Raw genomic sequence first — 22,949 nt, 5'->3', positions numbered from 1 at the left:
ACGGATGGATATTTGAAAATTTTCAAATCTGCTCGTTTAGATAATTTTCATTCTAAACATTCAGAACCGACTGAGAATTGTCGGCTCTAGCAACATCACTTGTTTTAATCATTAAAAACTAGAGTATTTCTCTCAAGATTGTGATCTTTTATATAGCTATCCTCCCATTCAAAATAATCATCCGGTGCTGTACGAGGAAAACCCTTCTCAAAATATCTATCACCATGTGACATTACCATACCCCAATAATATTCATCCTCATGACCTAACATACAGGCCTCCATGAAATTCTTGGGTGGTGTCGTAAACATAGGTGTATTGTTAATTATGTAACTTGCTTCCTCTTCACTTTTTCTTCCATAAAAAACAATTACTCCATAAATAATATGGACCCAAGAATAAAAATTCATAATGACACTTTCATTTTTATTGGATTCATTCACAAACACCAATCCATCTTTTAGTTCATTTCGTTCAATCATGTTACTTACATCCTGATTTGTATTTATTGAATGTTGTTGCTGCTTTATCACTATATATTGCAAATTGGGAACCACCAGCCTTAGGTTTACCCCCTCTCCTGAAATCTTTTAAATTCAATAGCATAGGGCCACTCACGGCATCATATGAATGTGCAAGAGTTCCTGCTCTAGCCTTCGTGACAAACTCAGCCCACTCTGCATTTGCTGAACCAAACGTTTTAATATTAAGTTTGGCTAATTCTGAATTTGGCACATCAAATTGAGTTATAGACATATTTCGGTCGGTTCTCATCTGAGCCCACCTTTCCGCTTGAGCTCTATCAGTCGTAACATAGAATCCACCTTTGCCTGCTGGATCAAAGTCTTTTAGTCCGTTTCCATAAGAAGGGTCTATTGCTCCTTTAATATCACCAGCATGATAGAATGTCGTTACATCCTCATTTGTCAACCCCAGCGGATCCACCCACATCAGCGGGTTCGGCGCATACTGATACAGGTTCAACCCGCCGCGCAACCCTATCGGATCCTGCGTGGTGAAACGCCCCACCTCGGGTTCGTAGTAGCGGAACAGGTTGTAGTGCAGGCCGCTTTCGTCGTCCTGATATTGCCCGGCGTAACGCAACGGCTGCTGATATTGCGCGCCCTGCCGCTTCGCCGCGCCGGCCACCGTCTGGCCCTGCAGCTTGCCGAAGGTGTCGTATTGCCCGGACCAGCACAGGTTGCCCGCCGCGTCGGTCACCTCCAGCGGCGCGCTGTTCAGATCGGTGTGATGCCAGTAAATATCCGCCGAGCGGCTGTCGCCCGCCTGCTCCAGCGCCGCCAGCGGGCTCCAGGGGCTGGCCGGATCGTAGCTCCAGCTGCGGCGGCTGCCATCGTCGCGCTGCTCCTGCAGCAATCGGTAGCCCTGCCACAGGAAACGGGTCGTCTGTTCGGTTTTGCCCTTGTAGCGCACCGCCTTGCGGCTGCGGCGGCCCAGCGCGTCGTAATGATACTGCGCCTCGAACTCGCCCTGCGGGCCGCGGCCGCGCGCCTGCACCAGCCGGTTGTCGGCGTCGTAGCGGTAGTGCTGTTCATACAGGCCGTTGCGCCGGCTGATCAGGTTGCCCCAGGCGTCATAACGGTAAAACAGTTTTTGCCAGTGCGTCAGCCGGTTATCGGCGATCGGCGCCAGTGGCAGGTGCGCGTCGATGTCGCTCTGCGGGCTGCGCTCGCCCAGCAGGTTATCCGCCAGATCGTACACCAGCCGCGCGCCCGGTTTGCCCTGATTGGGTTCGCGGTGTTGCAGCAGGCGGCCTTCGGCGTCGTAACCGTAGTGCACTTCGCCGCGCAGCGCGTCGCTCACCCCGGCCAGCTCGCCGCGGCCGGTGTAGCGATAAGCGCGCCACAGCACGCCGTCTTCCGGCCGGGTCAGTTTGTCGTGGCCGAAGGCGCTGCTCTGCCAGCTGCGGCGGCCCATGGCGTCGTAACGCCGCTGCTGCTGCAGCGCGCCCTGGCTGCGGCCGGTTTCCCGGTGCAGGCGATCGCGGGTGAACTCGCTCACCACCTGCTGGTTGAATTTGATGGCGCTGGCGTGGCCGGAACCGTAATACAGCCACTGCAGGCGATCGCCCTGGGGCAGCGTCAGCGCCTGCAGGTTGGCCAGCGCATCCCATTGGTATTGCAGTTCGCCATTCACGCCCTGCTCGCCGAGCAGCCGCCCGGCGGCGTCATAGCGCATCTGCACGCTGTCCGGCTCGATGCCCAGCGCCACGCCGCTCGCCGTCGGCAGGCGGTTCAGCTCGCGCAGCCGCCCCATGGCGTCGAAACGGTAATGCCATTCCGCGCTGGCGTTGCCGCGCCAGACCAGTTGCCCGGCCTCGTCGAAGCGGAAGCGCTGTTCGCGCTGCGTCAGCTCGCCCGCGCTGCCCGGCAAGCCGACCTCACGGTGCTCTTCCAGCAGCCCGGCCGCGCCGTAGCGATAATAATGGCGGGTGTCGTCCGGGCGCTCTTCGGTCAGCACGCGGCCCACCGCATCGTAGCTGAAGCGGTAGTCGCCGCCGTTGCCGTTCTCCAGCCGCGTCAGCCAGCCCTGCGGGCTGTAGTGATAGCGCCGGGTGCGGTTGATGCGATCGGTGATGCTGACCGGTAGCCCCAGGGCGTTGTACTGCCAGCGGGTCAGGCTGCCCAGCGCGTCCTGATGTTCGGCCAGCTGGCCGTGCGCGTTCCAGTTAAAGCGCTCTTCGCCGCCGTCCGGGTGGATCAGGGTATGCAGGCGGCCGCCGTTATCCCACCGGTAGCGCGTCTGGTGGCCTTCGGCATCGGTCTGCGCCGTCAGTTGCCCCAGCGCATCGTAGGTATAAGCCGTGACGCTGCCGGAACAGTCGGTGTAGCGCGTCAGCTGGCCGCGGGCGTCCCACTCCAGCTTCACTTCCCCGCCCAGCGCGTCGATCACACTGGCCGGCAGGCTCTCTTCGTCATCCGGATAGCGGTAGAGCGTGGCATTGCCCAGCGCATCGACATAGCGCGTCGGGCGCCCCAGCGTGTCCCAGTGCTGCGCTTCGCTGCTGCCGTCCGGGTATGCGACGGCGAACAGCCGGCCGCTGTTGCGCGAATATTGATAGCGCGTCACGCGGCCGAGCGGATCGGTCTCCGACAGCAGGCGGCCATAAGGATCCCATTCGCTCCGGCGCTGCGCGCCGCCGGGCAGCAGCACGCTGCACAGTTCGCCGCGTTGGTAGATAAAGCCGTAGCGGCGCTGGTCGAAATCGGTGTACTGCGCCACGTTGTCGTCGTCATCCAGCCGCCACTCCGCCCGTTTGCCGTCTCCGCGCACCGCGCTGCGGCGCCCGCCGGCGAAGTCATAGCCGAACTCAAGGGATTCTCCGGCGCTGTTGCGATAGGCCGTCACGCGCGGCACGCCGTCGATCTCTTGCCATTGGTATTCGTTCAGCAGTCCGGCGGCGTCCTGGTGGCTGACCATCAGGCCGTCGCGCCAGCCAAAGCGGCGCGTCACCTCACCGGCGCGGTTGCTCACCGTCGTCAGTTGGCCCTGCTCATCGTAACCGTAGCGCGCCAGCGTCCGTTCGCCTTCGGCGGTTTGCAGCGCCACTTCGCACAGGCGGCCCTGCGCATAGCGGCACATCAGGCGCTGCCCGGCGCTGTCCACCAGTTCATTCAGCAGCCCCTCGTCGTCGTAGAACAGCGAGGTGGCGTTGCCGATGGCGTCGGTGATCATGCTGAGCCGGCTCGGCCGATCGCCCGCCAGCGGCGGATAGTGGAAAATCTGTTCGCCGACGTCAAACAGCTGCCAGCTGCCGTCGTCGTTGTGCATCAGCCAGCATTTTTCGGCTTCGCAATAGGTTTTGTGGCCGCGCGGCACCCTGGGGAAAGCGACGAAGTCGCCGGAAGGCGCGCGCCACACCAGGCCGTCCTGATACGGCTGCAGGCTGCTCTCCCAGAACAGGTTCCAGCCGCGGCCCAGCACGCCGTCGCCGGGGTTGCCGCTGCGCCAATAGCGCTGCCAGGCGACCGGCAGGCGCGATGGCAGCACGAAATCGAGATCGTCTTCGCCGTCGAGGAATTTCTGGCCGCTGACGATATCCACCGGCCGGGCGATAATGCCGACGGCGGCGGTCGCGGTCATCAGGGTGCCGGCTCGGCAGGCGATGCGCGCCAGTTTGTTGATGCCGGGCAGTTTGCCCAGCAGTTTGCCGAGCGCCCCCAGCTTGCCGGCGGCGCCGCCCACGCCGCCCACCAGGCCGGCGAACAGCAGCGTCAGATCGGAGACCTTATACAGCCAATCCGGCACTTCGGGCTTGATCGGCAAGGTGGTGACGGTGCCGCCGCCGATAAACACGTTGGGCGAACCTTCCATCACCTGCGCGTCGCAGTTGGTTTTGTCCCCCACGCGCGAGGCGGGCTGGCCGTTGATGCTGACCTTGTCGGAGCCCTGCGCCATCTGCATGCTCGGGCCGTCGTCGCTGCAGGCCACCTGGCTGTTGGTGGCAAGCGCGGCGGGTTTGCCGTTGATGAAGACGTTGGGGGAGCCGGTGACGATATTGCCTTTGGGGGTCAGGCTACCGGCACCGGCGTCGGCAATGCCGTCGCGCGCCGCGGTGGCCGCCTCCCCGGTGAGATACCCCACCGCCAGGCTGGCGCCGATAAGCAGCACGCCGACGCCGATACAGGAAGCCGCCAGGCCGGCGACGAACAGCGCACCCGCCGCCAATGCGCCTGCGGCGGCGATCAGGCCGCCGACAAGGGTGCCGGCAATCATGCCGGCCAGGGCATGGGAGTGCCCGATGGTATCGCCGACGCGGGCCGCTTCGGTCATCGTAAGTTCCTTTTACGCAAAGAGTTCATCGTTAGGCCGCCCGGTAGCTGTTCAGCACCTGCAGCAGCAGCGCGTCGTCTTGCGGCGTCAGCTTGCGCGCCATCGCCAGGGTGAACACCAGCACCCGGCCTTCCGCCAGCGCGAACACCGCCTGGTTCTGCCAGATGCGTTTGCCGTCGCGCAGGTAGCTGGCGCGTACCCACTCACCGGCGGCCAGCCCATCGCCCAGCGACGCCGGCTCGCGGCTTTTGAACGCCCAACCTTTCAGCCCTTGCGCCAGCGCATCAAGCTGGCGAGTGACGTAGCTTTCCAGATTCTCCGCCGGCTGCAGCGCATCGCGGGAAATATTGACTGAGGGGGAAACATCATCACCGGCCAACAGCACGTTGACGGTGCGATCGGCATAGCCTTCCGGCAAAGCGACGCTGCCTTCGCTGAAAGCGCAGCGGGATAAAGCGGACATGCGAGGATCCTTTTGCATAAATAATGCTTAAGCATCGCATAACTTAGCCTTGAAATAAAACCATCAGATACTGCGAATGTTGCACGGCGTGACCCCGTTCACTGTGAAAAAGACCGTTGTCGGAATCTTGCCGGGAATCAAACCTTAATATTACAGAATTATCTGAAACCACTGGCGCGCCAGCACGCCGATTGTGGCTATACTCGGCTATCGCCCTTTTCAGGAGATCAGGATGCTGAGATTAACCCGCCGCGCGCTGTTGTGCGCCACGTTGGCCGCGTTCACCGCCGGCGCTGCCGAAACGCCGAAATTCGGCCCGGAGCTGCAGGGCTTTCACTACCCCTACCCGTTGCAACAATTCAGCTTCACCTCGCAGGGGCAGCCGTTAAAAATGGGCTATATGGACGTGCCGCCGGAAGGCGCCGCCAACGGCCGCACCGCGCTGCTGCTGCACGGTAAAAACTTCTGCGCCGCCACCTGGCAGGACACCATCAAGGCGCTGAGCAAGGCCGGTTACCGCGTCATCGCGCCCGATCAAATCGGCTTTTGCTCCTCCACCAAGCCGGCGCATTACCAGTACAGCTTCCAACAGCTGGCGCAAAATACCCACGGCCTGCTGCAGAACCTGAACATCAGCAAGGCCATCGTCATCGGCCACTCCACCGGCGGCATGCTGGCCACGCGCTACAGCCTGATGTATCCGCAGGCGGTGGAACGGCTGGTGATGGTCAACCCGATCGGCCTCGAGGACTGGAAGGCGAAAGGCGTGCCGTGGCGCAGCGTCGATCGGTGGTTCGAGCGCGAGCTGAACACCACCGCCGAGGGCATCCGCAACTATGAGCAGCGCACCTACTACGGCGGCCGCTGGAAGCCGGAGTACGATCGCTGGGTGGATATGCTGGCCGGGCTGAACAACGGGCCGGGCCACAGACTGGTGGCGTGGAACTCGGCGCTGATCTACGACATGATCTTCACCCAGCCGGTGTATTACGAGTTCAAGGATCTGCAAACGCCCACCACGCTGATGATCGGCACCGCCGACTCCACCGCCATCGGCAGCGATATCGCCCCGCCGGCAGTCAAGGCCAAGATCGGGCACTACGCGGTGCTGGGCAAGCAGGCGGCGAAACTGATCCCGCACGCCACGCTGATCGAATTCGCCGGGCTGGGCCATGCGCCGCAAATGGAGGAGCCGGCGCGCTTCCATCAGGCGTTGCTCAAGGCGCTGCAACCCTGAGCGGCCGGTTGGCGCAGCCGGCGCGCGGCGGCTAAACTTTCAGCTGGCACTCAATTGCAGGAGACAGCCATGCGACAGATTATTGCCAGCGCGTTCGTCAGCCTCGACGGCGTGATGCAGGCGCCCGGCGGGCAGGACGAAGACCGCAGCGGCGGCTTTCGCTTCGGCGGCTGGACCGCCCCCTATTGGGATGACGCCGTCGCGGAAACGATGGGCGAACTTTTCTCTGCGCCTTTCGATCTGCTGCTCGGGCGGCGCACCTACGATATCTTCGCCGGCTACTGGCCGCATATCACCGACGAGGCCGACCCGTTTTCCGCCGATATCGCCCGCACGTTCAATCAGGCGGCCAAGTACGTCGCCACCCACCACGGCGAGACGCTGACGTGGGAGAACAGCCAGTGGCTGGGGCAAGACATCCTCGCCCGGCTGCGCGAGCTGAAGCGCACCCAGGGGCCGGTGCTGCTGGTGCAGGGCAGCAGCACGCTGATGCAACAGCTGCTGGCCAACGATCTGGTGGATGAACTGCGCTTGCTCACCTACCCGGTGCTGCTCGGCGGCGGCAAGCGGCTGTTCGATGACAACGCGGCGCCGGCGGCCTTCACGCTGACCCACTCGGTGGTCTCGCCCGGCGGCGTCATTGTGGCTCACTACCGCCGCGCCGGCGCGGTGAAAACCGGCTCTTTCGTGGCGGAAAGCGCCGCAGCGGCCCAGTCGTAAAAAAAGGGCCGGTCGGCCCTTTTCTCTTCCCCTTCCTCACCTCAGGCAAACAAAATATCGCTCTGCTCCACCTGCCCGACCACGTGGATCTTGAAGTCGGCGGCATAGCTGTTGCTCTGGGTGTTCATCAACAGATCGGTGGTGCCGTTGAAGGCGTCGAAGTTGAGCTGGATCTCGCCTTTCTGGCCGCTGAAGGCGCTGCCGCTGTCGATAAAGCGCAGCTCGCTCAGGCTGTTGTTGAAGCGCAGGCCGGAGAGATCAATCTTGTCGATGCCGTGCTCAAAGTCTTCAATCACGTCGAACGCCGCCACCGTCGACTCTTTGGCGTTGAGATAGACGAAATAGTCGGTGAAGTTGTTGGCGTCTTTGCCGCCCCACAGATGGTCCGCCCCCCGCCCGCCGTACAGGATGTCGGAACCGGCATTGCCCGCCAGCAGGTTGTCCTGATCGTTGCCGATGAGCAGATCGCGCCCGCTGCCGCCGATGGCGTTCTCGATGATCGCCCCGCGCGCGATGGCGACGTTCTGCGTGCCGCCGCCGACGCTGGAGAACGCGCCGTCGTTCAGGTTGATCATCTGCTGCTGGCTGTAGCCGGAGAAGTCCAGCGTGTCGTTGCCGCCGGCGTCCCACACCGCGAAGTTGACCGGTTTGCCGTTGTCCGCCGTGGCGGTCAGGAAATCACGGCCGGTGTTGGAGTTGAAGCCGTACACCGTGTCGCCGGTGCGGGTGTTCATGTTGGCACCGTACAGCTTCTGGATCGCGGCGATGTCATCCACCATCGGCCCATAGCCATACACCCCTTTGGTGTCGGCGCCGGTGTAACCGGCGTTGAAATAGCTCATGATCGAGTATTGCAGCGAATCCTGATAATAAGCCGCGTCATTCTGGTAACTCGGGTTGCCTAACGATGCGTCATAAGATCCCGGATGCGCCAGCCCCAGGGCATGCCCCAGTTCGTGGGTGAAGGTCTGGCTGCTGAAGTCGCCGCTAACCGGCGCCTTATGGGTGGCGAAATTTTTGTTGAACCACACCGTGCCCGCAAAGGCGTTATCGCTGCCCGATTTGGAACTCGGCGGGTAATAGGCGTAAGCGTTGATGGCATTCGGGCCGCTGCCGGCGGCGGTGCTGCCGTCGGCGCGCTGCGTGAAGTAGGCGAAGGTGATATCCGCGCGGTGGTTGATATCGGTGGACGCCGCCTCGGTGAAGGTTACGTTCGCCACGTCGGCCCACGCCTGCATCGATTTCAGCGCCTGAGCCTGCGCCGCCTGGGTCAACGGCTGCAGCCCCTTGTCGCCGTCACCGGTCTGGCCGATGCGGTTCAACGCGCTTTGCGTCAGGAAGGAATAGGTCAGCGCGACCGGCTGGTGATACACCTGGTCGCCGTTGTGCGTCAGGCCCGGCCGCGTCAACTGATCGGCGGCGCGATCGAAGCTGAAGTTATCGCGGATTTTACCCAAATTATTAATCGCCGCCCCGCCGCGCTGGTTACTGTACAGGTTAGCGTTGTCCAGCGTGAACAGCGCGCCGTAGCCCAATCCGTCATAGGGGCTGCCGGGCTGGTGATAGTAAAACTGATAGTTATGATCGTTGGGGGATGTGGCGGCCAGGCTGGTGAACTCATCGTCATCTTGCAAAATGTCGTTGTGGCGACTGCTCATTGCATTCTCCTTTTACACACTAGGAATCCACTCGATTTGTAAGACTATTTATCAGTCGTTCTTATCTAAGCCGAGGCTTAGGATTGACCAGTATAGTGACTCACTCCGGCGGCGCGAGCCCGCCCAGCCTGGCTTCACCGCGCCGGGCGTTAAGAAGGAGATAACCATAACAATTTGTATTCTCACTATATTAATGAGAAAAATAAGCGCAATAACAGGTTAATCACTCGTCTTTTCGCGCCTTTTAGCGACGGTTAGATCAGAATAATCGAGGATTAAAAAACCTAATCCTTGCCTCATCATCCCGCCGGGAACGTGCTAAGGTGTGAACGGACAGCCGAAAGGAGTGACCCGATGCCAACCCATTTCCTTATGCGCGCCTTGCGCCGCGCCAGCCTGACAGGAGTCGTTATGAGCGTATTGTGCAGCAGTGCCCTGGGCAGTTCACTGCCGTTGCTGGAACCCGCCGCGCTGAAGGGCGACTGGCAGCTCGCCGCCATCGGCGACGGTAAAGCCGTCTGCGAGGTGCAGCTGAGCGATGAAGCGGTAGCCAACACCAACGCTTTCCGCTTCAGCGCCTCCGCCGAGTGCCTGCAGCCGCTGGCGCTGCAAACGTTGCCGGTCGCCTGGCGGCCGACGCCGGACGGCATGACGCTGACCGACGCCGAAGGGAGCATGGTGGCGTTTCTGGCCCTGACCGCGCCGAAGCGCTATGAACTGATCGACCGCAACGGCCCTTCACGCTTTGTGCTGATCCCGCGCTAATCCTTCAGGCAAACAGCAGGCCGAGCAACGCGCCGCCCGCCAGCACCCACAGCGGATGGAGGCGCTTGCTCATGCTCAATCCCGTCGCCAGCGCCACGATCGCCGCCAGCCGCCAATTGGGCGCGGAAGCCTCGGCGATCAAAAGGCCGCTGGCCACCACCAGCCCCACGGTCAGCGGCACCAGCCCGGCCTGCACGATGCGGCGCCACGGACGATCCTTAAAGCGCCGCCAGGCGCCCATCACCAATAGCGTAACGATGGAAGACGGCCCGAACTTGGCGATCGAAGACACCAGCAGCCCCGCCCAGCCGGCCACGTGCCAACCGACCAGCGGCACGATCATCATGTTCGGCCCCGGCGCGGCCTGCGCCATGGCGAACAGCGCGCTGAACTCCTGGGCGCTCATCCACTGATGCACCTCTACCACCTGCCGCTGCATCTCCGGCAGAATGGTCATGCCGCCGCCGAACGCCAATAAAGAGAGCTCGGTGAAGATCAGCGCCAACGCCATCAACACCCCGCTCATGACGGCCACCGCCACATCAGCAGAATGCTCAGCGGCGCCAGCACCAGCATGGTCGGCAACAGCGGCAGGCGCAGCCAGGCAATGGCGATCAGCGCCAGCGCGACGATCGCCAGCGCCGGCCATTTGCCGCGCAGCGGCAGCAGCATCTTGATCCCGGTCGAGAGCAGCAGCCCGGCGGCGGCGGCGGCCAGCCCGGCGAACACATGCTGCACATGGGGATCGTTTTGGAAGCGGGCGTACACCACGCCCAGCCCCACCACGATCGCCGTCGGCGCGCTGATGAGGCCCAGCAAGGCGCACAGCGCGCCGCGCAGCCCGCGAAATTCCATCCCCACCGCCACCGACAGGTTGATCACATTGCCGCCGGGCAAAAACTGGCACAGGCCGAGCAGCTCGGTGAACTGTTCCGCGTTCAGCCAGCGCCGGCGTTCCACCAACATGCTGCGCGCCATCGGCAGCACGCCGCCGAAGCCGATCAGCCCCAGCCACAGAAAGCCCAAAAACAGCGCCGCGTTGCCCGGCGCTGCCGCCAGGTGCGGTTTTAACGTATTGATATCTGACATGACATTGCCGTTCCACATCGCTTGTTTTGATGTCTGGTATCATGCGCGCCGCCGTGCCATGATGTCTAATGCATTCCGGAACAACGAAAGATACCTTTGAGGTATGGCTATGATTGAACTGCGTCGCCTGCGGGCGTTCGTCACCGTGGTGGAAGAAGGCAACATCACCCGCGCCGCCGAGCGGCTGTTTATCCAGCAGCCGCCGCTGACCCGCCTGTTGCAGGGGTTGGAAGACGAATTGGGCGTGAAGTTGTTACAGCGATTGCCGCGCGGCGTGCGCGTCACCGAAGCGGGCGGCGTGCTGTTCGAAGAAGCCCGCGCCCTGCTGGCGCGCGCCGAACGCCTGCGCGAAGCGGTGCAGCGCGCCGCCCGCGGCGAGCAGGGCCACATCGCCATCGGTTTCACCAGTTCCGCCGCGCTGCACCCGTTCGTGCCCAACCTGCTGCGCCGCTACCGCGACATCCTGCCGGGCATCACCACTCAACTGGAAGAAGCCGGCAGCGGCGAACTGATGGATGCGTTGCTGGAACAGCGCCTCGACGCCGCCTTCGTGCGCTCGCCGGCCAACGGCATTCCCGGCCTGAGCGTCGAGCCGGTGCTCAGCGAGCCGATGATCGTCGCCCTGCCGCTGGGCCATCGGCTGGCGCAAGAAACGCAGCAACCGCTGCCGTTGGCCGAACTGGCCCACGAGGCGTTTATTCTCTATCGCCGCCCGGCCGGCCAGGGGCTGTACGACGCCATCCTGGCCGCCTGCCACCGCGCCGGCTTCAGCCCGCGCATCGTGCAGGAAGCGCCGCGCCTGCCGGCCACCCTCAGCCTGGTCGGCGCCGGATTAGGGGTGTCAATCGTGCCCGGTTCCATGCGGCGGCTGGGCGGCGACGGCATCGTCTACCGCCCGATCGCCGAAGAAGCGCAGCTCAGCGCCCCGCTTTACCTGGCGCTGCGCCGCAGCCCGGCTTCGCCGATCGTCGAGCGCTTTCGTCAGTTGGTGCTGGAGACCGTGGGGCAGTCATAAAAAGCCCGAACGGCCAATAAAAAATGACGTTCGTTTATTATTTATTTAAGCCTGTGAGCGGTGAAAATTAATTCCAATCCATGACTATTCAACTTCCGGTTAATTAATTAAACCCGCTCTCACTTAGTAACAAACGCAAACAAATAAGCGCCTACGCAATACATTCCAGCCGCTAGGATTTAAGGGTCACAGCCTATTCCCGCCGATGACAAAAAATCATTTCAATGGCGATCGCGCCTTCCCTGTCGCCTGCCGCTGCAGGCGCACGGTTTTATATTGGAGAAAACGCTATGCTATCACGTCGTGATATATTGAAAGTCTCCGCCGTCAGCGCGGCCGCCGCCGGCATGATCGGCGGCATCGCCAAAAATGCCGCTGCCGACGACCATCGCAATATCGTGCCCCCCAGCAGCTATCAGCCGCCTGCCGATGCGCAGCATCTCTATAAATACAAATTCACCGACAGCAAAAAGCGCAGCCTGCCCAACGGCTGGGCGCGCGAAGCCACCGTCGAGCAATTCCCGATCTCCGAAGGCGTGGCGGGCGTCGACATGACGCTGGAGCCGGGCGGCGTGCGCGAACTGCACTGGCACGCCATCGCCGCCGAATGGGCGTTTATGCTGGAAGGCCATGCGCGCATCACCATCCTCGATCCCGAGGGAAAATGTGAGGTGGCGGACTTCGGCCCCGGCGACGTCTGGTATTTCCCGAAAGGCTATGGCCATTCCATTCAGGCGCTGGCGGACGGCGCGCATTTTATTCTGGCGTTTGATAACGGCCACTTCTCCGAATTCGGCACCTTCAGCATTACCGATTGGGTGGCGCATATGCCGAAAGAAGTATTGGAAAAAAGCGTCGACATGCCGGCGGCGGTATTTTCCAAGGCCAAACAGGGCGAGGCTTATATTGTCGGCGGCGCCGTTCCGCCCACATTGCCATTGCCGAAAAGCGACGGCGGATTAAATAACGCCCCGCTGACCCACCGCTATGAATTAATGAAGCAAAAGCCGTTCTTTGAAAATGACGCCGGCAGCGTCCATTTGGTGTCGTCGAAAGAATTTCCCATTTCCACCACCATGACCGGCATCATCGAGATCGTGAAACCCGGCGCAATCCGGGAATTGCACTGGCACCCCAATGCCAACGAATGGCAATACTATATTGCCGGCAAAGGCCGCATGACGGTGTTCAGCTCACACGGCCATGCGCAGACGGAAGAGTACGCCCCTTCGGACGTCGGTTACGTGCCGCAGGGCTTCGGCCATTACATCGAGAACATCGGCGATGAGGATTTGAAGGTACTGATCGTGATGGACAACGGCATTTATCAGGATATTTCGTTGTCCGACTGGCTGGCGAAAACCCCGGCCTACCTGCTGGCGGACAACTTCAATAATCAGGTTGAGGACTGGCAGGATAGACCGAAAGACAAACGGGTGATGTCGCGCCGCAGCCGCTGACGCCGCGGCGAGGGAGAATCTCCCTCGCCGCTTTCTTTACTGCTTGCGCTGCTCCGCCACCTGTTTGGCGGTGACCTTGCCCTGCTTGTCGCCGAAATGGCCAACCACAAAGTTGGCGACCGCCGCCACTTCCTCGTCGGAATACGCGCTGCCGAACGCCGGCATCATCTCATGCCGCTCGCCGACGCTGATGCTCGTCCCCTTCAGGATGGCCTGCACCACGCTGCGCCCCTGCGGATCGTTCACCGCCGTGCTGCCGACCAGCGACGCATACTCGCTCTGGCGGCCCGGCCCGTTCCACTGGTGGCAGCCGCTGCAGTCGTTGGCGAACACCCGGCGCCCGAGCGAGCTGTCTTGCCCGCCCGGCAGGATCGGCGTGGAAGCCCCCGCGCCCTTCGGCTGCAAGTTCACCGCTGCGGCGCCGTCGCCGGCGATCGGCTCGATATCGCGCAGGTATTTCACCAGCGCCAGATTATCTTCCGGCGTCAGGAACTGCAGGCTGTTTTCCACCGCTTCCGCCATCGGGCCGCCGGCGCTGCTGCGCCCCGGCGCATGACCGGTGGCCAGATATTGCGACAGCTGCTGGTCGCTCCAGCCGCCGATGCCGGTCTGTTTGTCCGGCGTGATGTTGGCGGCGAACCAGCCCTGCACCACTTCACCGCTCAGGTGCTTGCTCTGGTTAAGGCCGAACCCCAGATTGCGCGGCGTATGGCACTCGCCGCAGTGGCCGAGCGCCGTCGCCAGATAGGCGCCGCGATTCCACTGTTCATCCTTGTTGAGATCCGGCGCGAAGCGCTGCTCCTGGAAGAACGCCAGGTTCCAGAATTTCATGCCCCAACGCTGATTGAACGGGAACGACAGATCGTTTTGCGGGTTGGCCTGTTTCACCGGCGGCAGGCTGAACAGATAATCCTTGATCGCCAGCACGTCGTCGCGGCTCAGCCCGGTGTACGAGGTGTACGGCATCGCCGGGTACAGGTTGCCCTGCGGGCCGATGCCCTCACGCACCGCGCGCACGAACTGATCGTCGCTCCAGTTGCCGATGCCGGTCTCCTTGTCGGCGGTGATGTTGGTGCCGTAAATGGTGCCGAACGGCAGTTTAAAGGCGAAACCGCCCGCATAAGGCGCGCCGCCCGGCGCGGTATGGCACGCCACACAGTCGGCGGCGCGCGCCAGGTACTCGCCGCGCGCCAGTTTATCGGTCATGCCGGCCGGCGCCCCGGCGATCGGCGCCGCAGGCTCCGCGCCGGCAGGCCGCAGCAGGGTATACAGCGCGTATCCTCCCGCCAACACCACCACGGCGATAATCAGCCATAACAGCCCTTTCAAGGCGTTGCTCATCGCATCTCTCCCTAACCCAACGCCTTGGCGGCCTGGTGGATGGCGGCGCGAATGCGCACATAGGTGGCGCAGCGGCAGACGTTGCCGCCCATCGCCGCGTCAATGTCCGCATCGCTCGGGTTTTTGCTCTGGGCCAGCAGCGCGCTGGCGCTCATGATCTGGCCGGACTGGCAGTAACCGCACTGCACCACGTCCAGGTTGAGCCAGGCTTCCTGCACCGCCTTGCCTTCCGGCGTGGCGCCGACGGCTTCGATGGTGGTGATTTTCTTGCCGGCGGCGGCGGAGACCGGCGTCATGCACGAACGCACCGGCACGCCGTCCAGATGCACGGTGCAAGCGCCGCACATGGCGATGCCGCAGCCGAACTTGGTGCCGGTCAGTCCGGCTTCGTCACGCAAAAACCACAGCAGCGGCATGTGCGGATCGCCCTCGAAGGTCAGCGGCTGCTCGTTTACGGTTAAATGAATCATCAGGTTCTCTCCTTGTCAGACGCCGGATTCGCAGTGGGATTATGCAGCGGCAGGCTCAGCGAGGCGCGTGGCCGCCCGAGCAGCGCCAGCGCGTTGCCGACCGCCGGAGCGATGGTCGGCACCCCCAGTTCGCCCACGCCGGTCGGTTTCTCGGTCGAGGGCACAATGATCACCTCAACCTCCGGCATCTCATTGATGCGCAGCGGGCGGAAATTATTGAAGTTGGACTGTTCGACCACGCCGTCTTTCAGCGTGATATTGCCGTACAGCGCCAGGTTCAGGCCGTAGCCGATGCCGCCTTCGATCTGCGCGCGGATCACGTCGGGGTTCACCGCCACGCCGCAGTCCACCGCGCACCACACCTTGTGCACTTTCGGGATGCCGCCTTCGCCGATCGATACCTCGGCCACCTGCGCCACATAGGTATCGAACGCCTTGGCGACGCCCACGCCGCGCGCGCGTCCGTCCACCACCTTGGCGCCCTGCCAATCAGCGGCTTTGGCCACCGCCCGCAGCACGCCCGCCGCGCGCGGCGCGTCGCCCATCAGCGCCAGCCGCCCTTCCACCGGATCCTGCCCGGTTTCCTGCAGCAGTTGATCGATAAAGCTCTCCACCGCGTGGCCGGTGTGGGTGCTGGCGACCGACCGCAGCGAGGTGGTCGGCACCTTGCCGGGCACGATATGCGCATCGCAGCGGAAGGCTTCGAAGGTATAAGGCACCTCGCTGGCGCCCTCGACCATCATCTGATCGAGGCCGTTGACCACCAGCGCATCCATCGCGCTGTGGCGCGTCCAGGAGTGGCCGACTACGGTATCGGTCCAGCCCACCACCTTGCCGCCGCGAATGGCGCCGCGCAGGCGATGCAGGATCATCGGGCGATACCAGCCGTTGCGGATGTCGTCCTCGCGCGTCCATACCACCTTCACGCCGTGGCCGGGGCCGATGCCCTTGGCGGCCGCCGCCATGTCGGCCGCCAGATCCGGCCCCAGCGTCGGGTTGCCCAGATCGATACGCCGGCCGAAGCTGCCGCCTGCCAGAATGGTTTCAATCTGCACCTTCTCCGGCGGCAGCTCGAACAGATCGCACAGCTGCTTGTGGTCGAGCGTCTGGATTTGGCAGCCGTAGCGCGCCTTGACGCTTTCGCCGTCCCAGAACAGATAGCCGTCCAGCGGCTCCATCGGCGCGTGAGCGACGTAGGGGAAGGTGTATTCGGCCTCGATCACCTTATCGGCCTTGTCGAACACCTCGTCCGGCTTACCGAGACTCTTCGCCACTACGCCGGTTTTCTGCGCCACCTGGCGGAATTCGGCGTAGATTTCCTCGGTGTTGCGTCGCTCCGCCTGCGCATCGTCCCAGGTGACCCTAAGCCGATCCCGTCCCTGGATCGCCGCCCAGGTATTTTTGGCGTAAACCGCCACGCCGGTGGCAACCTGTTTCACCGCCACCACGCCCGGCACCGCCAACGCACGGTCGGCGTCAAACGTCGCCACCTTGCCGCCGAAGCGCGGCGGTTTCTTGATGGTGACGGTCAGCATGTCCGGCTCGTGGATATCCTGCGAGAACTGCGCGCTGCCGTTGGTTTTCGCCAGTGAATCGACGCGGTGCAGACCGCGCGTTTTGCCGATCAGGGTGAAATTGGCCGGATCCTTCAGCGCCAGGCTGGCGGGATCGGGCGGCGGCAGCGTGGCGGCCAACTCGGCGAACTCGCCGAAACCCGCTTCGCGCCCGCTGGCAGCATGGCGGATCTTGCCCGCCTGCACGGTGATTTCCTGCGCGGAGGTTTTCCAACTCTGCGCGGCGGCCTGCACCAGCAGCGCGCGCGCCATGGCGCCCATGCGCCGCATCTGTTCATAGGCATTGGCGACCGAGCTGGAACCGCCGGTGCCTTGGAATCCGAACGCCAGGTTTTTGTAGATATTGGTGTCCACCGGCGCGGCCACGACCCGCACCTGCGCCCAGTCGGCGTCGAGTTCTTCGGCGACCAGCGTCGCCATGCCGGTATAGACCCCCTGGCCTACTTCGGTGTGTTTACTGATGACGGTGACGATGCCGTCGGCGCCGATCTGGACGAAGGCGTTGGCGTCAAACGCCGTCGCGCCGGCGGCGGTCGGCGCGTTCGAGCGCGCCAGCGCACCGGTGGACGGCAGATAGGCGCCGATCACCAACGCCCCGGCGCCGACGATAAACCGCCGCCGCGAAAGCGGAACTTGGGATATGCTCATTGCTCATGACTCCAAAAAAACCGAAGGCGTCACTGCCCTCGGCGAAACAGCGCTAATTATGGGAATGGCTTGCCGCGCCGGTCAGGTGACATAGCACAACAGAGCAATAATTAGCGTAGCCTATTATCCAGTAGGCTTAATGTTGAAGAGGGATTTTCTATTGGAGAATCGTGCGGTGCGGGCGGGAACCCGCACCGGGGGTCAGCTCTGCGTCGTCGCCAGATAGGAGAAGACGCTGAGCAGGCGGATTTGCGCCGCCATGTTGTCGCTGTCGAAGGCCACGGTGAGCGCATCCTGGCGCTCCACGCCGGGCACCAGGCTGAACAGATCCGCCAGCACCGGTTTGGCCGCCATCAGCGTCAGCCGGTAAGGCGGCATAAAACGGCGCTCCACCGGCAGTCTGGCGCCCTGGCGCACCTGTTGCATCGCGCGCTCGCGGATCTCGGCGCGTGCCCGCTGTGGGCTGAGCGATTCGGCGGCGGTTTGCGAGAGGGCGCGTTTCACGCAAACATAGCCGGATTGCGGATAACGTTCAGCGATCCAGCGTTGCAGCTCGTCGTCACCGCTCACCAGCCACAGCGGCACGTTTAATTCGGCCGCCGCCGCCGCATACAGATCGCTTTCGCCTACCGCCTCGCCGTTCAGGCTGACGCGATAAAAGGCCCGGCCGTTGATGGTATGCGCCAGCACGCCGCGCTCGCCGGCGGCGCTGTGATAACCGATAAACATCAGGCCGTCGTAACGTTGATGCTGCAGCCCTTCCACCATCGACAGCCCGCGCGGTTTGCCCTGCACCAGGCGCGCCCGCGCATCGATGCGTTCGGCGCGCAGGTTCTGCATCATCGCGTGGCTGTCGGCCACCGTCACCTCGGTGGCGCCGCCGGCAAAAGCGCCGTCGATGGCGGCGTTGACCTCCTGCTCCATCAGCTCGCGCGCCGCCGCATAGTCGGCGTGGGCCGGGTTGCACTGCTCCGGCCGCATCACGCCGGCGATCCCCTCGATATCCGCAGAGATAAAGACTTTCACATCAAGCTCCCGTTATTTAATTTGCCGCCAGCCGATCGAGCAGCGGGCCCAGCGCCACGCGCGCATGCTGCTCGAAGCCGCTGACGCCTTCGGCGCTGAGCAACGCATCCAGCACCGCGTATTCGGTGGCGTCCGCCGCCGCCGCGAACAGCGGCTCCAGCCGTTCGTCCGGCAGCGTCGCCCCCAGCAACCGAGTGGAAAACGCTAGCGCGATGTCGCCGGAGCCGTGCCCCCAATGGCTGCCCACCCGCCCCAGGCCCGCGCCCGCGCGGCGGGCGATGCGGTTCAGTTGGCGGCTGTCCAGCGCCCGATCGCAGGCGATGATGATGATGACCGAACCGGCATCCACCTGCGGCGGCGGATCCGCCAACAGCTTGCCCAGCGCCTGGCCGACGCGCACGCCGCTCAGCGTCAGCGAGTCGAGGGTGCCGAAATTGGCCAGCACCAGCACGCCGAGCGTGGTGCCGAGCCCCGGGCAATAGCGCGAGGCGGTGCCGATGCCCCCTTTCAAGCCGAAACTGCTCATGCCGCGCCCGGCGCCGACGCTACCGCGCGCAAAGCGGGTGGAATGGTTATCCAGCGCGCTGAAGACGTGCTCCTCACGCACCGCCATCGCCTGAATATCGTTGAGGTAGCCGTCGTTGCACTCCAGCACCAGCGGGTTGATGGTGGCGCTGCCGCGGCCGATCTGCGGATAGCGCCGGCAGCTGCGCCGCACCATGGCGTTGAACAGCGTGCCGACCGCGAAGGTATTGCTCAGCAGAATCGGCGTTTGCAGCACCCCCAGTTCGTTCAGCTGCACCAGCCCCAGCGGCTTGGCGAAGCCGTTGAGCACCGCGCTGCCGCACGGCAGCGGCTGGTTGAACAGATCGCCCGGCGGCACGATGGCGGTGACGCCGGTCTGACATTCGCCGTCGGCCAGCGTATGATGCCCGACGCTGACGCCCGGCACGTCGCACAGGGTGTCGGTCGGGCCGGCCGGATAACGCGCGCCCGGCAGGCGGCGGTGGCGCCGCCAATAGCTCAGCAGATTATCGAGGCTTTGTTGTTCAAATGCCTGGCTGTCTGTCATGGTTCCCTCATCCGCCGTTAGCCCATCAGAAAACCAGAATATCGCGCAATGCGCCGCGCCGTAAATTGAAAGCGGAAGCGAGCAGCAAAAATAGCCTTGCCCCATCGCCACTTATTGGGTTTTTAGGGAGAAAAGCAATGTAAATGGCTTGTGGCGCAGGTGATATCCCCCCTTATCCAAGATGGATAACCCGATCTGCCGACGCAATGGTCGTTTCACGGTGGGCAATGATCAGCTTAGTGATATTGAGTCTCTTAATTGCCTGATTCACGGCAGCTTCGCTCTCCTTATCCAGTGCACTGGTGGCCTCATCCAGGAACAAAATAGCCGGTTTCTTGTAGATTGCCCGGGCTATGAATAGCCGTTGTTTTTGCCCGCCGGACAATCCCTCCCCCAACTCGCCGATCGGGGTTTCATACCCCATCGGCATGCGCATGATCACCTCATGCAGATAGCTGGCACGGACACAGGCTTCCATCCAGGCATCATCCATCTCGTCCGCGAACCCGCAGATATTTTCCCGGATCGAGCCGGAGAACAGTTTGTCGTCCTGCATCACGCAGGCAATCATTTTGTGGTAGTTGTTGATGCCGAGCTGCCGGATATCAACGCCGTTCACCTCAACCCGCCCTGAAGCCGGGGTAAACAGTCCGCACAACACCTTCATCAGCGTGGTTTTGCCGCCGCCGGACGGGCCCACGATGGCCACGCTTTCGCCCGGCGCAACGCTGATGTCCAGGCCATCAAAGATAGCCGGTGACTGGCTGTCGTAACGATAGCTCAGGGCATGGGTCGTCAATCCCAAAGGTTGCAGGCCCGCCGTGTAAGGGTGATCGGGTTTACGCTCCTCCCGCGGATGCAGGGCGATATCGGCAATGCGCTCGTTATGCAGGCTCATCATGCGCAGCTGCAGCAAAAATTCCGTCAGCGACCCGATGCGGTCGGAGAACTGCCCCCGAAAGGCGCCGAACGCCACGAACATGCCGAGGGTCATCTGGTTATCGATCACCAGGCTGGTTCCCAACCACAGAATGACGATCTGGTCACACGCCGCTATGAAGGTGTTGATCCCGCCAAACAGCATGTCCATTCGGGTGACGCGGATCCCCGTGTTGATGGTGTCGATTTCAAGGTTTAGCCAGTGAGCGATGCGGCGTTCTGCCATGCCCTGCATCTTGACGGTAGCGATACCGTACAGCGTTTCCATAAAATACGAGCCGGCCCGAGCCTCTCTCACCAGCGCCTCCTCAGACAGCTGGCGGTAATAGCCATAGGTCAGCAGCCGCATCAACACATAAAGCGCGGTGAAAGTGAGCACTACCCAGGTCAGCCAGCCGCCATACAGCGCCATCATCACCAGCACACCGATCACCATGATGCCGTCCATGATGGCGCCGACGATGCTGGTGGTGAAAGTGCTGCGCAGCGTATCCAGTGAACCGAAACGTGACTGAATGTCCCCCAGCTTACGACGTTCAAAGTAACCGAGCGGCAGGCGCAGCAGATGGGTGAACAACCCGGACTGCCACTGAACGTTGATAAGCGTCGCCATGACCAATCCTGACCATGCCCGCACCATGCCGATGGCAGCCCGCAACAAGATAAACAGCATCAACCCGGCGCAGATGAGCGACAGTAACCCACGATCTCCGGCAGGAATAGCGTGATCCATCACCAGCTGCGTGCCGATGGGCATCACCAGGTTGATGGTTTCGAATACCAGAGACAGGCAAAAGATTTTGCCGAGCGCCCCCTTGAGGCCATGCACGCTGCCGATCAGCGTGCGAAGATGAATGCGATGGCGAACGCTGTCGGCGGTAAAGGCGCTGCCGGGCCAGGCCTCAAGCGCTACGCCGGTGAAACTGTGCGACAGTTCCGTCAGGCTGACGGCCCGGCGCCCGCGCGCCGGATCATGCAGCACTGCGCGGTGGCCTTTGACGCTGACCAGCACCACAAAATGGTTGAATTCCCAGTGCAGAATGCAGGGCAGTTTTAGCGCGCCGAGTTCGTCCAGATCCAGAGACAGGGGACGGGTGCTCAACCCCAATTGCTCGGCGATACCGGTCAGTCCAACCAGCGTTGCACCGCGGGTTGACAGGTTGAACTGCCGGCGCAGCGCGATCATGTCGATATTTTTGCCGTAATAACCGCAGATCATCGCCAGACAGGCCAGCCCGCATTCCGACGACTCGGTCTGGTGCACCATCGAAACCCGGTGGCGCAACCGCAGATCCAGTTGGCTGACCCGTTGTTTGAATGAGGTCCTACTCATTGACTGGCCCCGTCGCGCTGTGTTTCATGTCGTAGAACGGCGACAGCATCCATTGATAAATCTTCCTTTTTTCCAGAAACAGGGTGCTTTGCGCTTTCATGCCGTTTTCCAGGCTCAGACGTTTACCGTCATAGGCAATGGCCTGTTTCTCCGGCATGACGATCACTTTGTAGTACGGCACGGCGGCGGTCAGCGCCGCTTTGGGCGCTCCCTGATAGGTCAGCATTTCCTGCGGCGAGGCCGGGGCTTTGGAGATGACGGCCACCGTACCGGCAAACTGGCCAAATTTCTCCGCCGGAAAAGCGTCATAGCGCACATTGACCTTATCGCCGGCGACGATGTAGGGGATAGCGTCGTTGGGCACCCACAGTACCAGGGCATAGCGATCGATGTTTTGCGGGATAATCTGCAGCAGACTGTCGCCGACGTTGACCATTTGGCCAACCGTGACGCTCAGCGAATCGATACGGCCGCCGGCCAGCGCGCGAACGATAATATCGCCAGTGGCATCTATGTTTTGCCGCTCCTTTTGCAGCTCGTAGCGCTGCAGCTCCATCTGGTAAATCTGGTTGTCGAATTCGGCAGCCTGGATATGGATCTGGCTTTCCAGCGCGGTGATCTGCAGCGCATTCTGTTCGTTCTGGCCGGACAGGCCCAGCAGGTTGTTCTGCTGCTGGTAATACAGCGCCACCTGGTTGGTGAGCTGATCCTTATTGATCAGCCCTTTGGTCTGATAGTGCCGGTAGTTCTCCATGTTTTCCTTCATGATGCGAATCCCTTCCTGGGCGCGTTTGAGGATATCGGTGGAACGGGTGAATGCGGCGGTGTATTGCGCCTTCTGTTGTTCCAGCATGATAAGCGTGGCCTGCTTGCTGCTTTCCAGTCGGTTGATGATTTGCGCAATGCGTGCCAGCTGGCCATCGATATCCCGGCGCTGGTTGTCGCTGATCACACCGCTACGGGTACTCTTGCTGACGTCGATCTGGTAAATGGGGGCACCAGCGGCAATCACCTGCCCTTCGGTGACGAATTGCTTGACCACTATCCCCTGGACGGCGGAATAAACGTTGGCGGCGCGCGGATAAGTGCTGATCTCGCCGGTCACGTTGACCCGCCGGGTATAGGTACCGGCGATCGCGAAGGTGAGAAAGGCGATGAAGAAAAACAGGCAGAGCCCTGTCGTGCCCCAAACGGGAATACCGGGTAGCAGGAGCGCCCTGCCACGCCATTTCATTTTCTGATTCTCGATCGCTTCCTGGCGAAACATGAGCAGCGTCCCTTAGTGAAATATAATGACAAAACTCACACGCTATTAGATTGGCAATAATCCATCGAAACTTAAACC

Annotated in this window: 18 protein-coding genes; 5 read left to right on the top strand and 13 right to left on the bottom strand. The window is 62.1% G+C overall.

Annotated features, from left to right (window positions below; translation table 11 throughout):
* Window positions 1-104: 104 nt before the first annotated feature.
* The 3 genes from ACSBQS_RS07765 to ACSBQS_RS07755 are packed head-to-tail and all read right to left on the bottom strand — an operon-like array spanning window position 105 to window position 5,257.
* Entirely contained in the window at window positions 105-482 is a 378-nt protein-coding gene (locus ACSBQS_RS07765) for a hypothetical protein (protein ID WP_033650451.1), read from the bottom strand.
* Between the two features lies 1 nt (window position 483).
* Window positions 484-4,794: an RHS repeat-associated core domain-containing protein gene (locus ACSBQS_RS07760; RefSeq protein WP_434990157.1), complete on the bottom strand. Its 4,311-nt coding sequence runs from the start codon at window positions 4,792-4,794 to the stop codon at window positions 484-486.
* A 31-nt stretch (window positions 4,795-4,825) separates the two neighbouring features.
* Window positions 4,826-5,257, bottom strand: coding sequence for a DcrB-related protein (locus ACSBQS_RS07755; RefSeq protein WP_197749807.1), 432 nt, complete (start codon window positions 5,255-5,257; stop codon window positions 4,826-4,828).
* A 232-nt stretch (window positions 5,258-5,489) separates the two neighbouring features.
* On the opposite strand from ACSBQS_RS07755, the gene ACSBQS_RS07750 reads away from it, so the two are divergent.
* Window positions 5,490-6,494: an alpha/beta fold hydrolase gene (locus tag ACSBQS_RS07750; RefSeq protein WP_342165213.1), complete on the top strand. Its 1,005-nt coding sequence runs from the start codon at window positions 5,490-5,492 to the stop codon at window positions 6,492-6,494.
* A 69-nt stretch (window positions 6,495-6,563) separates the two neighbouring features.
* Window positions 6,564-7,214, top strand: coding sequence for a dihydrofolate reductase family protein (locus ACSBQS_RS07745; protein WP_042784450.1), 651 nt, complete (start codon window positions 6,564-6,566; stop codon window positions 7,212-7,214).
* A gap of 41 nt (window positions 7,215-7,255) precedes the next feature.
* Here the strand turns inward: ACSBQS_RS07745 and ACSBQS_RS07740 are convergent, their stop codons facing one another.
* Entirely contained in the window at window positions 7,256-8,872 is a 1,617-nt protein-coding gene (locus ACSBQS_RS07740) for a serralysin family metalloprotease (RefSeq protein WP_042784449.1), read from the bottom strand.
* Window positions 8,873-9,283: 411 nt separating this feature from the next.
* On the opposite strand from ACSBQS_RS07740, the gene ACSBQS_RS07735 reads away from it, so the two are divergent.
* Entirely contained in the window at window positions 9,284-9,637 is a 354-nt protein-coding gene (locus ACSBQS_RS07735) for an AprI/Inh family metalloprotease inhibitor (RefSeq protein ID WP_123061673.1), read from the top strand.
* Window positions 9,638-9,641: 4 nt separating this feature from the next.
* Here the strand turns inward: ACSBQS_RS07735 and ACSBQS_RS07730 are convergent, their stop codons facing one another.
* Together ACSBQS_RS07730 and ACSBQS_RS07725 are read right to left on the bottom strand one after the other, a co-directional pair.
* Window positions 9,642-10,163 (bottom strand): chromate transporter, encoded by a 522-nt coding sequence (locus ACSBQS_RS07730; RefSeq protein WP_046688471.1) that lies wholly within the window; start codon window positions 10,161-10,163, stop codon window positions 9,642-9,644.
* On the bottom strand, window positions 10,160-10,726 hold the full coding sequence (locus tag ACSBQS_RS07725) for a chromate transporter (protein WP_434990153.1): 567 nt from the start codon (window positions 10,724-10,726) through the stop codon (window positions 10,160-10,162). The genes ACSBQS_RS07730 and ACSBQS_RS07725 overlap by 4 nt, the downstream gene beginning before the upstream one ends.
* 103 nt (window positions 10,727-10,829) lie before the next feature.
* Between ACSBQS_RS07725 and ACSBQS_RS07720 the strand changes: the two genes are divergently transcribed.
* Together ACSBQS_RS07720 and ACSBQS_RS07715 are read left to right on the top strand one after the other, a co-directional pair.
* Window positions 10,830-11,741 carry a LysR family transcriptional regulator gene (locus tag ACSBQS_RS07720; protein WP_047026157.1) on the top strand — a complete coding sequence of 304 codons (912 nt, stop codon included), beginning with the start codon at window positions 10,830-10,832 and terminating at the stop codon, window positions 11,739-11,741.
* Between the two features lie 290 nt (window positions 11,742-12,031).
* The gene (locus ACSBQS_RS07715) at window positions 12,032-13,201 is read left to right on the top strand and encodes a cupin domain-containing protein (protein WP_042784444.1); all 1,170 of its coding nucleotides are present in this window, start codon (window positions 12,032-12,034) and stop codon (window positions 13,199-13,201) included.
* Between the two features lie 36 nt (window positions 13,202-13,237).
* Here ACSBQS_RS07715 and ACSBQS_RS07710 read toward each other — a convergent pair whose 3' ends face one another.
* The 7 genes from ACSBQS_RS07710 to ACSBQS_RS07680 all read right to left on the bottom strand — a co-directional run bounded on the left by ACSBQS_RS07710 (window position 13,238) and on the right by ACSBQS_RS07680 (window position 22,871).
* Window positions 13,238-14,542, bottom strand: coding sequence for a c-type cytochrome (locus ACSBQS_RS07710; RefSeq protein WP_089197019.1), 1,305 nt, complete (start codon window positions 14,540-14,542; stop codon window positions 13,238-13,240).
* Between the two features lie 11 nt (window positions 14,543-14,553).
* The gene (locus ACSBQS_RS07705) at window positions 14,554-15,012 is read right to left on the bottom strand and encodes a (2Fe-2S)-binding protein (RefSeq protein WP_033650458.1); all 459 of its coding nucleotides are present in this window, start codon (window positions 15,010-15,012) and stop codon (window positions 14,554-14,556) included.
* The gene (locus tag ACSBQS_RS07700) at window positions 15,012-17,234 is read right to left on the bottom strand and encodes a xanthine dehydrogenase family protein molybdopterin-binding subunit (RefSeq protein WP_342165222.1); all 2,223 of its coding nucleotides are present in this window, start codon (window positions 17,232-17,234) and stop codon (window positions 15,012-15,014) included. The genes ACSBQS_RS07705 and ACSBQS_RS07700 overlap by 1 nt, the downstream gene beginning before the upstream one ends.
* Before the next feature lie 201 nt (window positions 17,235-17,435).
* Window positions 17,436-18,260, bottom strand: a complete 825-nt coding sequence (locus ACSBQS_RS07695) for a M55 family metallopeptidase (protein WP_047575890.1) — start codon at window positions 18,258-18,260, stop codon at window positions 17,436-17,438.
* A 16-nt stretch (window positions 18,261-18,276) separates the two neighbouring features.
* Window positions 18,277-19,332 carry a P1 family peptidase gene (locus ACSBQS_RS07690; protein WP_033650461.1) on the bottom strand — a complete coding sequence of 352 codons (1,056 nt, stop codon included), beginning with the start codon at window positions 19,330-19,332 and terminating at the stop codon, window positions 18,277-18,279.
* Window positions 19,333-19,504: 172 nt separating this feature from the next.
* Window positions 19,505-21,604, bottom strand: coding sequence for a peptidase domain-containing ABC transporter (locus ACSBQS_RS07685; protein ID WP_434990145.1), 2,100 nt, complete (start codon window positions 21,602-21,604; stop codon window positions 19,505-19,507).
* Window positions 21,597-22,871 carry an HlyD family secretion protein gene (locus ACSBQS_RS07680; protein WP_033642998.1) on the bottom strand — a complete coding sequence of 425 codons (1,275 nt, stop codon included), beginning with the start codon at window positions 22,869-22,871 and terminating at the stop codon, window positions 21,597-21,599. The genes ACSBQS_RS07685 and ACSBQS_RS07680 overlap by 8 nt, the downstream gene beginning before the upstream one ends.
* Window positions 22,872-22,949: the final 78 nt, after the last annotated feature.

Origin of the sequence: Serratia sp. H402Y, assembly GCF_051172415.1 — a bacterium.
Classification (GTDB): domain Bacteria; phylum Pseudomonadota; class Gammaproteobacteria; order Enterobacterales; family Enterobacteriaceae; genus Serratia; species Serratia ureilytica.
This window is presented reverse-complemented; position numbering and strand designations above follow the sequence as displayed.